Origin of the sequence: Parasphingomonas halimpatiens, from assembly GCF_036663795.1 — a bacterium.
Taxonomy (GTDB): domain Bacteria; phylum Pseudomonadota; class Alphaproteobacteria; order Sphingomonadales; family Sphingomonadaceae; genus Sphingomonas.
This window is the reverse complement of record NZ_JAXOJP010000010.1, coordinates 46047-58357: the sequence shown is the minus strand read 5'-3', so window position 1 is coordinate 58357 and position 12311 is coordinate 46047. Positions and strand designations below refer to the sequence as shown.

Here is a 12311-nt window from a genome sequence, read left to right as displayed (position 1 = left end):
GTCCTTCACTTGTGGGTCGGGCCGTAAAAGCCATGGGAGACGGTGCGCGCGCCGCCGGTCGAGAAAGGCGAATATCCGTCGGCGGCGGTCAGGATGAACAGCCCGACCACCGCGATGGAGAAGATGCCGTAGAGCAGAACATGGCGGATCATCGTTCAGTCCTCCGTGCTGGCGATCGACGCCTTGCGGCGACTTTCGAAATTGAGATGGAGCAATGCCAGCACCGCCGGCCATGCCGCGATCAGCAACAGGCACAACAGCAGATTGCCACCGAAGATGCCGCCGCGGCTGACCACGAAGCCGATGCTCACCGGGGTCGGTTCGGGCGGGGCGAGCGTGGTGTTCCAGAAACTCGCCGGCGACTGGTTCGGACTGATCCAGCGCTTCCCGCTTGTCTCGATCACGAGGTCGTAACGCCCCGCCGGAATGCTTGACAGCGTCGCCGTCGGCGTCGTGTCGCCCTCGCTCCAATAACCGTCGCTGTCGGTGCCGCTATAATGTTCGGCCAGCGCGCTGGCGTCGTAATTCTCCTGCGTCTTCTGCTCGACCAGCGAATAGTCGATGTCGACCCAGCTGTTCGACAACCCGCCGGCCTCCGCTGCGATGACCACGCGGTTGCGCGCGCGCGGCAGGACGATGTCGTGGATCACGGTGGTCTGTGTGCCGCCATCGAGCATCGCCACCGCCGTATGGGCCGCCACGCGCTCGGTCGATCCCGCCATCAGCGCAACGATCAGCAGCGTGACGATCGCCACCGTCCCGATGATCAGTGCCTCGACCAGCCGCTCGCGCCACGGCGAGGGCTCATGCGGTGCCGGCGTGCCGCCATGCTTGCTGCGCGCCTCGATACCGAACGCCGCTTCCGCCTCGCCCCAGTCGAGCAGGTCTAGCCGCGTCCAGGTCCGCTCGCTGTCGGCCTTTTCGTATGACAGCATCACGCCCGGCCGGACATAATCGACGATCCGCACCTGCTCCTGCACTTCGACGCGCCAGTAGAATTCGCCGACCACGAAGGTCACCCAGGCACTGTATTCGCTGCCGAACCGCTCCAGCGCCAACCCGTCGAGGTCGAGCCCGGCCCAACTCGCATTGGGCATCCGGTCGAGCAGCCGGCCGAGGCTGAAGCGCCGTCCGTCGTCGACCAGGAAGGCGTATCCGGCATAGGGATTGAACAGCAGATATTCGGACCAGCGGATCTCGCCGTCCGAGCGTTCGAGAAAACCGACCACTTCCCATTGCTCGCCGCGCAACGTCGCGCGCGTGCCGAGCGCAATCTCGGGGCGCTGCATCGCTGCGCTGGCCTTTGCGATGACCGCGAGTTCCGGGTCGGTCGCGTCGAGCGTCGAACCGCAATGTTCGCAGATCAGCGACACGCTCGCCCCCGCAGCGCGCAACGCGATCACGCCGCCGCATTGCGGGCACGACAGCGCGCGGACGGTGGAGGCCGACGCGGTCATGCCGCGAAGCCGGGCATCGGCCAGCCATCGAACGACCGCAAATTGCTCGCGCGCAGATCGGCGAGCGACGCGTAGCGCCCGCTATAAGCGGTCACCTCGCCGCGATCCTTCTGGATGCTCGCGCACCGCCCGTCGCGCGCCATCAGGTCGATGCTGCGGATCGTCAGGCCGAGTGGCGCGCTGAACGGCAATTCGCCCGCGCTGCCGGCGCACACGGCTTCCTTCACGTCGGTGACGACATAGTCGGTGCCGGCAATCGTACTGGCCGTGCCGACGATCACCTCCTTGTCCTCGCGCAACCGGCGCATCACGGCGTTGCCCTGGCCCGGCTTCGCTTCGTACAGCACCATGAAGCGGCCCATTGCCTCGCCGATCCACGCCGTGCTGCCGTCGGCGCGCAACGCCAGCCACTCGTTCCAGCCGCCGCCACTCCAGCGCCAGCGCACCCGCCCGATCAGTTCGAAGCTGATGCCCTCGTCCTCCCCGCGGCTGCCGATCTGCAGCGGGCTGACGTCTTCCGGCACCTCGGCGATGCGTCCCATCGCCTGGAGATGGTCGCCCGAGCGCACGATCGCGCTGCGGCAATAGTCGCACACCTTCACCGGCAGGTTTGCGGAGCGGAAGCGGATCGCCGCGCCGCAATTGGGGCAATGCGCATCGAGCATGCGGTCAGCCGATCTTGGCCAGCAGCACTGCCTTCTTCGCGTCGAACTCGGCCTGGGTGATCGCGCCGGCGGTCATCAGCGCGTGCAGCTTCTGGATCTGCTGGTACGGGTCCTCGGCCGGTGCGCCGCCGGCCTGGCCGCCCGTCATGCCCGCCGCGATCGCCGCACCCGCCGCCGCGCCCGCGCCGATCCCGGCCATGCCGCCGGGCTGCGCCGCCGCGGTGTCGATCGCCTCGGCGGTCTGGAAGCGGATGTAGCGATCGACATCGCCGAGCACGCGCATCGAGCTGCCCTTGTCGAGATGCTCCTGCACGCCTTCCGGCAGCGACAGGCTCTCGACCTGGAAGCTCGTGCATGCCAGCCCCCATTGCGCGAAGGCCGGCTGCACCGCCGCGAGCAGCCGCGCCGACAGCGCCGCCTGGTCGCCGGCGAGGTCGACGAACGCCGTCTCGCCCTTGCCCAGCGCCGATGCCAGCGCGGTGGCGATCGCGCCGCGCAGCTGCGGCTCGACATCGGCGACCGTCAGCCGCTCCAGCGTGCCCATCAGCTTGACCGAAAACACCGCCAGATCCTCGATCCGGAACGAATAGCTGCCAAAGGCACGGATCCGCAGCGGGCCGAATTCCTTGTCGCGCACTGTGATCGGCTGCGTCGTGCCCCATTTCAGCGCGAGCTGTTCCTTGGTGGTGTAGAAATAGACGTCGGACTTGAACGGCGAGGCAAAGCCCTTGTCCCAGTTCATCAGCGCGGTCAGCACCGGCAGATTGCCCGTCTCCAGCCGGTACTGGCCCGGCTTGAACGCATCGGCGATCTGCCCCTCATTGTGGAAGAACGCCGTCTGCCCCTCGCGCACGGTCAGTTGCGTGCCGTTGCTGATCTCGCGGTCGCGCATCGGATAACGGATCGCCAGCTCGCCGGGCTGTTCGGTCCAGTCGATGACATTGACGAACTGCTTGGACAGAAAATCGAGCAATCCCATGCGCGTCACTCCCGGCTATCGCGTTGCCTGCGATCCTAGGCGGTTCGGTGTGGGGACCGGAAGGGAAAAAGCTGCGGGGGCCGTTTTATTTGAGGGGTATTGTGCGGCGATGGCGCGGCTTAACGCTTGGCGGCGCTGAGGCTGACGGAGGGACGGCGCCTTTGGCTGCTCTGGAGTGGATCATTTCGGTAGAGTTTGTTGGCCATTGCACCTGTCGCCGCAATTCAATTTGCGCAAATTTCTTATGGCTGACCAATGCTTAATATATGCGGGACGGAATAATGTTCCGGGTTCATTGGAACGAAAATGACGGACATTTTTTAACTATGGGTAGCGCTAAATCAATTATATATTTTTTGTTTGTATGTTGGGATTAATAATCTCAATATTTACAACTTATGCTTATTTATATTTTTCCGTGATCTCAATTTTGCCGACAAGGTTTATTCAATATATTCACATAATAATAATATTGTTGGGACCTTTATCTATTTATGGAGCTTTTTCTAAAAGATATTCACCAATAATTATTGTTTCATTTCAAATATTAATCATCGTGTATCTTACATTTCATCCGATAATTTAGAGGGCCCGAAGCTCCCGTGGGGAAATATAGTTCCGGAGAACCTATGCTTTTGTATCCGCGCACTCCAAGCTGCTGTACGATAGCTTTGTCGGAGCGCTTCGTGATCGATGTGATGTTTCGCTTGCGTGCAGCGAAGTTCGCCGACGCAACCCCGAACCCCACCCTACCGAACTACCGCTCCCCCCTTCATCACATGATCGACATGCTCGAGCGCGCTGATGTCCGCCAGCGGATCGGTCTGCACCGCGACCATGTCCGCGAAATGCCCCGGCGCGATCGCGCCGACGTCGGACGACCATCCCAGCAACGCGGCGGAGACCGTCGTCGCCGACTGGATCGCCTGCATCGGCGTCATGCCGTATCGCACCATATATTTGAATTGCCGCGCGTTCAGTCCGTGCGGATAGACCCCGGCATCGGTCCCGAAGCTGAGCTTGACGCCGGCCTTCGCCGCAGCGCGGAACGCCGCGCGCTGGGCGTCGGTCGTCTCGCGGTTCTTGCGCAGATATCCCGCCGGCCAGCCCTCTTTGGTGCCGACCTCCTCGATATAGTCGCCGTCATAGATATCCATGTCGAGGAACACGCCCTTCGCCCGGGCGAGCGCGATGCCCTCGTCGTCGATCAGCGAGGCATGTTCGACCGCGCGCACCCCGGCGCGGATCGCCGCCTTGATCCCCGCTGCGCCGTGCGCATGCGCCACCACCCAGCTGCCATGCGCCTTCGCCGCCGTGACCGCCGCCAGCATCTCGTCGTCCGACAGCTCCTGCGTGCCGGGTTCGGTCCCCTCCGCCAGCACCGCGCCGGTCGCGATCAGCTTGATCGAATCGACCCCGTGCTGGAACAGATAATTGACCTTGAGCCGCGCATCATTGGCATCAGTCACGACGCCGACGCGCATGTCGTCGGGCACCTTCACGTCGGGCGCAAAGCCCGTCACCTCGCCGCCGCCGCCGGGGATGGTGATATAGGCGCCGACCACGTTCATGCGCGGGCCGATCACGTCGCCGCGGTTGATCGCGTTGCGCAGCGCAACGTCGCTGAACGCGCGAAAGGTGCCGACATCATGGACGGTGGTGAAGCCCGCCTCCAGCGTCGACCGCGCGTTGCGCAGGCCGACATAGGCAATGTCCTGCGCGCTGTGCAGCAGGGGTTCGGCGACATTGTTGGTCTGCCCCCAGTCCGCAATATGCGTGTGCATGTCGATCAGCCCGGGCAGGACGGTAAAGGCTGACCAGTCGATCACCACCGCGCCGGCCGGCGGCGGCGACCAGGGCACGACCGAGACGACCCGGTCGTCGTCGATCCGGATCAGCCGGTCGTCGAGCACCACGCCCTTCTCGGTATCGATCAGATGCCCGGCGCGGACATAGCGTGTCTCGGCCATCGCCGGTATGGCGGGAAGCGCCACGGCGATGATCGTGGCCAAGGCGTGGAACAGTGGTTTTGCCGACATTATCGCCCTTCGGTTTTCTGACGTCACGTCCTTCGTCCGACGTGCAACAGGGCGGGCCAACGCACAAGCGGCTTGGAACATCCGTGCCAACGCCAACCGGCGCGGCAGCGGCGGGCTTGGAGCGAGATGACTTAACCTTAACCCGTTCGTTTCGAGCGAAGTCGAGAAACGGCAACAGGCGCTCTGCCAGGTTTCTCGACTACGCTCGAAACGAACGGACTGGGGATGATTCCGAATGATGTCATCCCGCCCTGTCATGCCCGGCGCCGATCGGCTACCTCACGTCATGCAACCGGCAAAGGCACCGACCCCATGACGACCCGTCGCGAACTTATCGGCATGAGCGCCGTCGGCCTCGTCGCGGTCGCCATCGCGGGCCGTTACGCGCTGAAGGCGGGCGCGCCACCGGCGCCGAAAGGCAATTTCCGCGTCCATCATACCGATGCCGAGTGGAAGGCGCTGCTTGCCCCCGCCAGCTATCACGTGCTGCGCGAGGCGGGGACCGAACGGCCTTTTACCAGCCCCTTGCTGGCGGAACATCGCCGCGGCGTCTTCGCCTGCGCCGGCTGCGGCAAGCAGGCGTTCCGCTCGGAAACCAAATATGACAGCCATACCGGCTGGCCGAGCTTCTGGCAGGTGCTGCCTGGCGCGGTGGTCGAGCACGAGGATCGCTCCTTCGGCTCCACCCGCACCGAGATCGTCTGCGCCGATTGCGGCAGCCATCTCGGCCATGTCTTCAACGATGGACCGCCGCCGACCGGCTTGCGCTATTGCATGAACGGCGTAGCATTGACCTTCAAACCGACCACGGCGTGACCTTCGCTACGATGATCGGTGCAGGGGGGGGAGCAGGGTAGCATGAGCGAAGTTTTCAACGGCGTTATGCGCGCGATAAGCAGCCTGGTCGGCTTGTTGATGGTGCTGATGGGCGGCGTCTGGATCCTCCAGGGTTTCAACATCGCCTTCCTCAACAGCTTCATGGCCAACGACAAGCAATGGGCGCTGTGGGGCGCGTTGCTCGCCGCGGCGGGCGTCGGCCAGATCATCTGGAGCAACACGCGCGAAGCCTATTACAAGGGGCGCTGACGTCGCATCGGCGTTGACGGCGTGATTCAGCCGGCGATCTGCCGCGACTAGGCTGCCGCCCATGCCCGCCACCCATCACCCTCGCCGCAGCGCCGCGACAACGCCGCCTGCCGCGCCGACATGTGCCCGTGGGAAATTCCCTGCCGGCGCCGCGAAAATGTATAAAATTCCCTGCCAATTTCCCTGCCGCAGGGATGTTGGCGCGTGCCCGTCAAGCGCTCCCGAACGGCAGGACGCTGTCATATGCCGCCAGCGCCGTCGCCCCGTCCACCCGCGCGCCCTGCCGCAGCAGAAAGGTGTGCGCTACGATCTCCGCCTGCTGCTCGATGCCATAACGGTGCAGCGGCCGGTCGGGCTGCAGGACATAGTCGTAGCGGCACCAGGGATGGCGCAGCAGCGGCAGGAACAGCCCGCTCTGGTGCTGCCAGACATGCACCATCTCATGGATGAACAGCGCCTGGTCGGCCAGGCTCGCCGCCGCGAAGTCGTCGCGATAGGCCGTGCCCTTCGGGTGGAAGTGGATCTTGCCCAGCGGCGCCATCACCGTGTTGCGCGGCTGGAAGAAGGCCCATTTGCGCCGCACGATGCGCACCCGCGCATAGTCGATCGCGTCGCCGAACATGCCGCGCGCCAAGGCGACTTCGCCCGTGCTTAGCGCGCGCTCCTGCGGTGGCTGTGCGCTCAGCGCCGCCTCACCCCTTGGGCGGCGTCGCGCCGGCCGCGATGACCAGCGCCGGATAGGCGATCCGCGTGCCGTCGCTGAAGGTCAGCGTCAGCGCCAGCGTGCGGCCGGGCACGATCTCGGGGTTGACGTCGTACAGCATCACATGCCGCCCGCCGGGCTTGAACTCGAGCGTCCCGTTCGCCGGCAGCGGCAGATGGTCGATCGGCTTCATCGACGCCATGCCGCCCATCTTCATCGATTCGTGCATCTCGCTGCGAATGACATATTCGCTGCTCACGCTGAGCAAAGTGCTGTCCTTGCCGCTACCGTGCAGCGTGAAATACGCCGCGGCCGGCTGTCCCTTCACCGCCGGGAGCCGCACATAACCGTGGTCGACATAGGTCTGCTTCGCCTGGCAGCCGCCGAGCGCCAGCGGCGCAACCAGCAGCGCGATCATCATTCGCATCGGCATCCTCTCCCATCATGGGATCGAGTTTGGGAACAAGCTTGGCGTTCTAGGGGGCACATAATCTTGCGACAAGCGAAAGCCCCCCTATATCGCGGTTCGTAAGTGCTTTCGCGTCGCCGGGTTTAGGGGCGGGGAAGCGAGGTGTAGATTTTTTATGACGGGGGCCGAAAGAGGACCATGGCTAAAGTAATCGGAATCGATCTGGGTACCACCAATAGCTGCGTTTCCGTGATGGAAGGCGGTAAGCCCAAGGTGATCGAAAATGCGGAAGGCGCGCGCACCACGCCGTCGATCGTCGCCTTCGCCAAGGATGGCGAGCGACTGATCGGCCAGCCGGCCAAGCGCCAGGCGGTGACCAATCCGGAGAATACCGTGTTCGCGGTGAAGCGCCTGATCGGGCGCCGCTTCGACGATCCCATCACCAAGAAGGACACCGAGCTGGTGCCCTATCATATCGTCAAGGGCACCAATGGCGACGCTTGGGTCCAGGCCGGCGGCAAGGATTATTCCCCGTCGCAGATCTCGGCGTTCACGCTGCAGAAGATGAAGGAAACCGCCGAGGCCTATCTCGGCGAGACGGTGACCCAGGCGGTCATCACCGTTCCGGCGTACTTCAACGACGCGCAGCGCCAGGCGACCAAGGACGCCGGCCAGATTGCCGGCCTCGAAGTGCTGCGCATCATCAACGAGCCGACCGCGGCCGCGCTGGCTTATGGCCTCGACAAGGAAACCAACAAGACCATCGCGGTCTATGACCTTGGCGGCGGTACCTTCGACATCTCGGTGCTCGAGATCGGCGACGGCGTGTTCGAGGTGAAGGCGACCAACGGCGACACCTTCCTCGGCGGCGAGGATTTCGACGACAAGCTGCTCCGCTTCCTGGCCGACGACTTCAAGAAGGCCGAAGGCATCGACCTGACCAAGGACAAGCTGGCGCTGCAGCGGCTCAAGGAAGCTGCCGAAAAGGCCAAGATCGAGCTGTCCTCGGCGGCGACGACCGAAGTCAACCTGCCGTTCATCACCGCCGACCAGAACGGGCCGAAGCATCTCGTCAAGACGATCACCCGCTCGGATCTCGAGCGTCTCGTCGAGGACCTGATCCAGCGCACGCTCGAGCCGTGCCGCAAGGCGCTGGCCGATGCCGGCGTCAAGGCGGCCGACATCACCGAGGTGGTGCTCGTCGGCGGCATGACGCGCATGCCCAAGGTGCGCCAGGTCGTGAAGGACTTCTTCGGCAAGGAACCGCATTCGGGCGTCAACCCCGATGAGGTCGTGGCGATGGGCGCGGCGATCCAGGCCGGCGTGCTGCAGGGCGACGTCAAGGACGTGCTGCTGCTCGACGTGACCCCGCTGTCGCTCGGCATCGAGACGCTGGGTGGCGTGTTCACCCGCATGATCGATCGCAACACGACGATCCCGACCAAGAAGGCGCAGACCTATTCGACTGCCGACGACAACCAGCAGGCGGTGACGATCCGCGTGTTCCAGGGCGAGCGCGAAATGGCGGCGGACAACAAGTTGCTTGGCCAGTTCGACCTGGTCGGCATCCCGCCGGCGCCGCGCGGCGTGCCGCAGATCGAGGTCGCTTTCGACATCGACGCCAACGGCATCGTCAACGTGTCGGCGCGCGACAAGGGCACCGGCAAGGAGCAGCAGATCCGCATCCAGGCTTCGGGTGGCCTGTCGGATCGCGACATCGAGCAGATGGTCCGCGATGCCGAGCAGTTCGCCGAGGACGACAAGAAGCGCCGTGAGGCGGCCGAGGCGAAGAACAACGCCGACAGCCTGATCCACACGACCGAGCGCCAGCTGGCCGAAAATGGCGACAAGGTCGACGCCGCGCTCAAGGCCGAGATCGAGGCTTCGATCGCCGACGCCAAGGCAGCCGTCGAAGGCGGCGAGCCCGAGGCGATGAAGGAAAAGGCCGCAGCCCTCGCACAGGTCGCGATGAAGCTCGGCCAGGCGATCTACGAGAAGCAGGCCGCGTCCGAGGCATCGCCGGGGGGCGAGGCAGCGGCCGAGGCGGCACCCAAGGAAGATGTGGTCGACGCCGAATTCTCGGAAGTCGACGACAGCACCAAGGCATAAGTAAACAGTAGATGCGTACCCTCCGTCATGCCGGCCATCCACGGCATGACGGAGAGGGCGGGGGCCCGGCATGAGCACGGAAATCGATTTTTACGAATTGCTGGAATGCGAGCGCACCGCCGACGAGGCGACGCTCAAATCGGCCTATCGCAAGCTCGCGATCAAATATCATCCCGACAAGAATGACGGCTGCAAGGACAGCGAAGCCAAGTTCAAGGCCGTCAGCGAAGCCTATGACGTGCTCAAGGACCCGCAGAAGCGCGCGGCCTATGATCGCTTCGGTCATGCCGCGTTCCGCAACGGCATGGGTGGCGGCGGTGGTGGCGGCGCGCAGGATTTCGGCGCGTTCAGCGACATTTTCGAAAATATCTTCGGCGAGTTCATGGGCGGCGGCCGCGCCGGCACGCGCTCGCCGCGGCGTGGCGCCGATCTGCGCTACGACATGGAGATCGGGCTCGAGGACGCGTTTCGCGGCAAGTCGACCGACGTCACGATCGACGTCTCGGCCGCCTGCGACGTGTGCGACGGCACCGGTGCGCGCAAGGGCACTGCGGCCAAGACCTGCACGACCTGCCATGGCGGCGGCAAGGTCCGCGCGCAGCAGGGTTTCTTCGTCGTCGAACGCACCTGCCCGAGCTGCCACGGCGCTGGCCAGGTCATCGCCGATCCGTGCAGCGCCTGCCGCGGCGAGGGGCGGATCGAGAAGACCCGCACGCTCACTGTCAACATTCCCCCCGGCGTCGACGAGGGCACGCGCGTGCGGCTCACCGGCGAGGGCGAGGCGGGGCTGCGCGGCGCACCGCCGGGCGATCTCTACATCTTCCTCCACATCGCACGGCACCCGATCTTCGAGCGCGAGGGCACGACGCTGTTCGCGCGCGCGCCGATCAGCTTCTCGACCGCCGCGCTCGGCGGCGAGGTCGCGATTCCCGGTCCGGATGGCGAGCGCCACATGATCCGCATCCCGCCGGGCACGCAGAGCGGCCGCGAACTGCGCCAGCGCGGTGCCGGCATGCCGGTATTGCAGGGCAGGGGCCGCGGCGATCTCGTCATCCGCATCGAGGTCGAGACGCCGACCAAACTCAGCCAGCGCCAGCGCGAGCTGCTCGAGGAATTCCGCAAGACCGAAACCGGTGAGGAAAGCCCGCAGACGATGGGTTTCTTCAAGAAGGTGAAGTCGGCGCTGGGGTGAGGCCGCGTTCGGGCGGTGCGGCGACGGGAGTCGTCTTGCCTGCGCTCACCTTCGACAGCACCGCCTCGAGCAACGGGGTCATCGCGCCGAGCCGGCGCGCCTTGATTGCGACGTCCCAGAGTGATTCAAACTTCTTCCAGCCGCTGGCATAGAAGAAGTGTTTGGCGCGGTGCTTCACGGTGCCATGTGTCGCGGCGCCGCGGGCGATGTTCCGCCAGCGATAGAAGTCGCGATAGGCGCGGTCATAACCCGCCTTGAGTGCCGCCGGGGTCAGTTTCGCGGGGCGATAGACGACATGGCGCGTATCATACTCGTCCCAATTGTCGCTGGTGATGCGTCCCTGTCGCGCAAGCTCGGCGTGCAGGCGCGTGCCGGGATAGGGCGTCTGGATGTGGAAGGTCGCGGTGGTGATCCCGGCACGCACCGCCCAGTCGACGGTGCGATCGAACACGTCGAGGCCGTCATCGTCCATGCCGAACACGAACGAGCCGTTGATCATGATCCCCAGATCGCTCAGCCGCCGCGCGACCGCCTGATAGTCGCGGGCGAGGTTCTGCTTCTTGTTGCTGGCCCTGAGGTTGGCCGGGCTGAACGTCTCGAACCCGACGAACAGGCTGCGCAAGCCGGCTTCCGCCGCGCGCTCGATCAAATCCCCGCGCAGCACCGAGTCGACCGTCGCCGCGCCCTGGAACAGCCGCCCCATGCCGCGCATTCCGGCAAACAGGCTTTCGGCGAACTGCGGGTTGCCGAGCAGATGGTCGTCGAGAAAATACAAATGCCGCCCCGGCAAGCGCTCGATCTCGGCCAGCGCCTCGTCGACCCGCTGGGTGTAGAAGCTGCGCCCGCCGCCGAAAAAGGCGTCCTTGTAGCAGAAGTCGCAATGCTGCGGACAACCGCGCGTGACGACGATCGAATTGGGCACGAGATAGCGCTCGCGCTTGATCAGGTCGCGGCGGATCGGCGGCAGGCGCTCGATCGTACGACCGCCGGTCGAGACGTAGCGCGGTTGCGGGCACCCCGACCGGAAATCGTCGAGGAAGCGCGGGAAAGTCTGTTCACCGGGGCCAATGAAGATGGCATCGGCATGGCGCGCCGCTTCCTCGGGCAACGCGGTGACGTGCAGCCCGCCGAGCGCGACGAAGCAGCCTTTGGCGCGATAGCGATCGGCCAGTGCATAGGCGCGATAGGCGTTGGTGATATAGACCTGGATGACGACAAGATCGGGCGCGTCGTCGGTGCGCAACAGCTCGACATGATCGTCGACCAGCTCCGCCTCGTCGTCGGGCGACAGGAAGGCGGCGAGCGTCGCGAGGCCGAGCGGCGGGAACAGCGAATATTTGATCGGCCGCCACAGCGGGCTCTTCGCCTCGACCAACGCTGGCAGGATGAACTTGACCCGCATGATGCCTCCTCGTCGAGAAGGCATAGTCCTGCCGAGCGATATGATAACGCGAGGAGCCGGCGCTGTTTACGTGCACTTTCGATGCAGCGTCGGGGGAGCCTAGCTCACCCGGCCTGTCCGCCCCTTTTGACAAGGGGCGGTGGGCCGATGAATCAGAGGGCTACGACCTCTGCCACCAGCGCCAGGAGGGCGATCATCAGCATGCTGCTGAACGCTGCTTCCATCATACGCATGGTTGGGTTTCCTAATGCCGGGTAGGTCCGGCACGGG

At 64.7% G+C, this 12311-nt stretch carries 12 protein-coding genes; 4 read left to right on the top strand and 8 right to left on the bottom strand.

Features of this window, described 5'->3' with window-relative positions; genetic code table 11:
- Positions 1 to 5: 5 nt before the first annotated feature.
- From U1839_RS12360 to U1839_RS12340, 5 genes are all read right to left on the bottom strand, one after another.
- Entirely contained in the window at positions 6 to 152 is a 147-nt protein-coding gene (locus U1839_RS12360) for a hypothetical protein (RefSeq protein WP_281127073.1), read from the bottom strand.
- A gap of 3 nt (positions 153 to 155) precedes the next feature.
- On the bottom strand, positions 156 to 1457 hold the full coding sequence (locus U1839_RS12355; protein ID WP_332803926.1) for a DUF4178 domain-containing protein: 1302 nt from the start codon (positions 1455 to 1457) through the stop codon (positions 156 to 158).
- Complete coding sequence (locus U1839_RS12350) at positions 1454 to 2122, bottom strand: DUF4178 domain-containing protein (protein WP_332803925.1); 669 nt, start codon at positions 2120 to 2122, stop codon at positions 1454 to 1456. Before U1839_RS12350 ends, U1839_RS12355 begins: the two co-directional genes overlap by 4 nt.
- A 4-nt stretch (positions 2123 to 2126) precedes the next feature.
- Positions 2127 to 3101 carry an SPFH domain-containing protein gene (locus tag U1839_RS12345; protein ID WP_332803924.1) on the bottom strand — a complete coding sequence of 325 codons (975 nt, stop codon included), beginning with the start codon at positions 3099 to 3101 and terminating at the stop codon, positions 2127 to 2129.
- 749 nt (positions 3102 to 3850) lie between these two features.
- Positions 3851 to 5140, bottom strand: a complete 1290-nt coding sequence (locus U1839_RS12340) for a Xaa-Pro dipeptidase (RefSeq protein WP_332803923.1) — start codon at positions 5138 to 5140, stop codon at positions 3851 to 3853.
- Between the two features lie 312 nt (positions 5141 to 5452).
- Here U1839_RS12340 and msrB point away from each other — a divergent pair, with 312 nt between their 5' ends.
- Both msrB and U1839_RS12330 read left to right on the top strand, forming a co-directional pair.
- Complete coding sequence (msrB, locus tag U1839_RS12335) at positions 5453 to 5956, top strand: peptide-methionine (R)-S-oxide reductase MsrB (RefSeq protein ID WP_332803922.1); 504 nt, start codon at positions 5453 to 5455, stop codon at positions 5954 to 5956.
- A 42-nt stretch (positions 5957 to 5998) separates the two neighbouring features.
- A complete protein-coding gene (locus U1839_RS12330; protein WP_332803921.1) occupies positions 5999 to 6226 on the top strand; it encodes a hypothetical protein in 228 nt (75 codons plus the stop codon).
- Between the two features lie 211 nt (positions 6227 to 6437).
- On the opposite strand, the gene U1839_RS12325 is transcribed toward U1839_RS12330, so the two are convergent.
- Together U1839_RS12325 and U1839_RS12320 are read right to left on the bottom strand one after the other, a co-directional pair.
- The gene (locus U1839_RS12325) at positions 6438 to 6848 is read right to left on the bottom strand and encodes a vgr related protein (RefSeq protein ID WP_332803920.1); all 411 of its coding nucleotides are present in this window, start codon (positions 6846 to 6848) and stop codon (positions 6438 to 6440) included.
- Positions 6849 to 6918: 70 nt separating this feature from the next.
- Positions 6919 to 7356 carry a copper chaperone PCu(A)C gene (locus tag U1839_RS12320; protein ID WP_332803919.1) on the bottom strand — a complete coding sequence of 146 codons (438 nt, stop codon included), beginning with the start codon at positions 7354 to 7356 and terminating at the stop codon, positions 6919 to 6921.
- Positions 7357 to 7536: 180 nt separating this feature from the next.
- Between U1839_RS12320 and dnaK the strand changes: the two genes are divergently transcribed.
- Together dnaK and dnaJ are read left to right on the top strand one after the other, a co-directional pair.
- Positions 7537 to 9447: a molecular chaperone DnaK gene (gene dnaK / locus U1839_RS12315; protein ID WP_332803918.1), complete on the top strand. Its 1911-nt coding sequence runs from the start codon at positions 7537 to 7539 to the stop codon at positions 9445 to 9447.
- Positions 9448 to 9517: 70 nt separating this feature from the next.
- Complete coding sequence (dnaJ, locus tag U1839_RS12310) at positions 9518 to 10639, top strand: molecular chaperone DnaJ (RefSeq protein ID WP_332803917.1); 1122 nt, start codon at positions 9518 to 9520, stop codon at positions 10637 to 10639.
- Here the strand turns inward: dnaJ and U1839_RS12305 are convergent.
- The gene (locus U1839_RS12305; protein ID WP_332803916.1) at positions 10611 to 12041 is read right to left on the bottom strand and encodes a B12-binding domain-containing radical SAM protein; all 1431 of its coding nucleotides are present in this window, start codon (positions 12039 to 12041) and stop codon (positions 10611 to 10613) included. The two genes, dnaJ and U1839_RS12305, sit on opposite strands and share 29 nt — an antisense overlap.
- Positions 12042 to 12311: the final 270 nt, after the last annotated feature.

What these genes read in the sequence shown, in the direction of transcription:
- U1839_RS12360 (WP_281127073.1), bottom strand. Translation starts at nt 152, where the DNA reads ATGATCCGCCATGTTCTGCTCTACGGCATCTTCTCCATCGCGGTGGTC.
- U1839_RS12355 (WP_332803926.1), bottom strand. Translation starts at nt 1,457, where the DNA reads ATGACCGCGTCGGCCTCCACCGTCCGCGCGCTGTCGTGCCCGCAATGC.
- U1839_RS12350 (WP_332803925.1), bottom strand. Translation starts at nt 2,122, where the DNA reads ATGCTCGATGCGCATTGCCCCAATTGCGGCGCGGCGATCCGCTTCCGC.
- U1839_RS12345 (WP_332803924.1), bottom strand. Translation starts at nt 3,101, where the DNA reads ATGGGATTGCTCGATTTTCTGTCCAAGCAGTTCGTCAATGTCATCGAC.
- U1839_RS12340 (WP_332803923.1), bottom strand. Translation starts at nt 5,140, where the DNA reads ATGTCGGCAAAACCACTGTTCCACGCCTTGGCCACGATCATCGCCGTG.
- msrB (WP_332803922.1), top strand. Translation starts at nt 5,453, where the DNA reads ATGACGACCCGTCGCGAACTTATCGGCATGAGCGCCGTCGGCCTCGTC.
- U1839_RS12330 (WP_332803921.1), top strand. Translation starts at nt 5,999, where the DNA reads ATGAGCGAAGTTTTCAACGGCGTTATGCGCGCGATAAGCAGCCTGGTC.
- U1839_RS12325 (WP_332803920.1), bottom strand. Translation starts at nt 6,848, where the DNA reads ATGTTCGGCGACGCGATCGACTATGCGCGGGTGCGCATCGTGCGGCGC.
- U1839_RS12320 (WP_332803919.1), bottom strand. Translation starts at nt 7,356, where the DNA reads ATGCGAATGATGATCGCGCTGCTGGTTGCGCCGCTGGCGCTCGGCGGC.
- dnaK (WP_332803918.1), top strand. Translation starts at nt 7,537, where the DNA reads ATGGCTAAAGTAATCGGAATCGATCTGGGTACCACCAATAGCTGCGTT.
- dnaJ (WP_332803917.1), top strand. Translation starts at nt 9,518, where the DNA reads ATGAGCACGGAAATCGATTTTTACGAATTGCTGGAATGCGAGCGCACC.
- U1839_RS12305 (WP_332803916.1), bottom strand. Translation starts at nt 12,041, where the DNA reads ATGCGGGTCAAGTTCATCCTGCCAGCGTTGGTCGAGGCGAAGAGCCCG.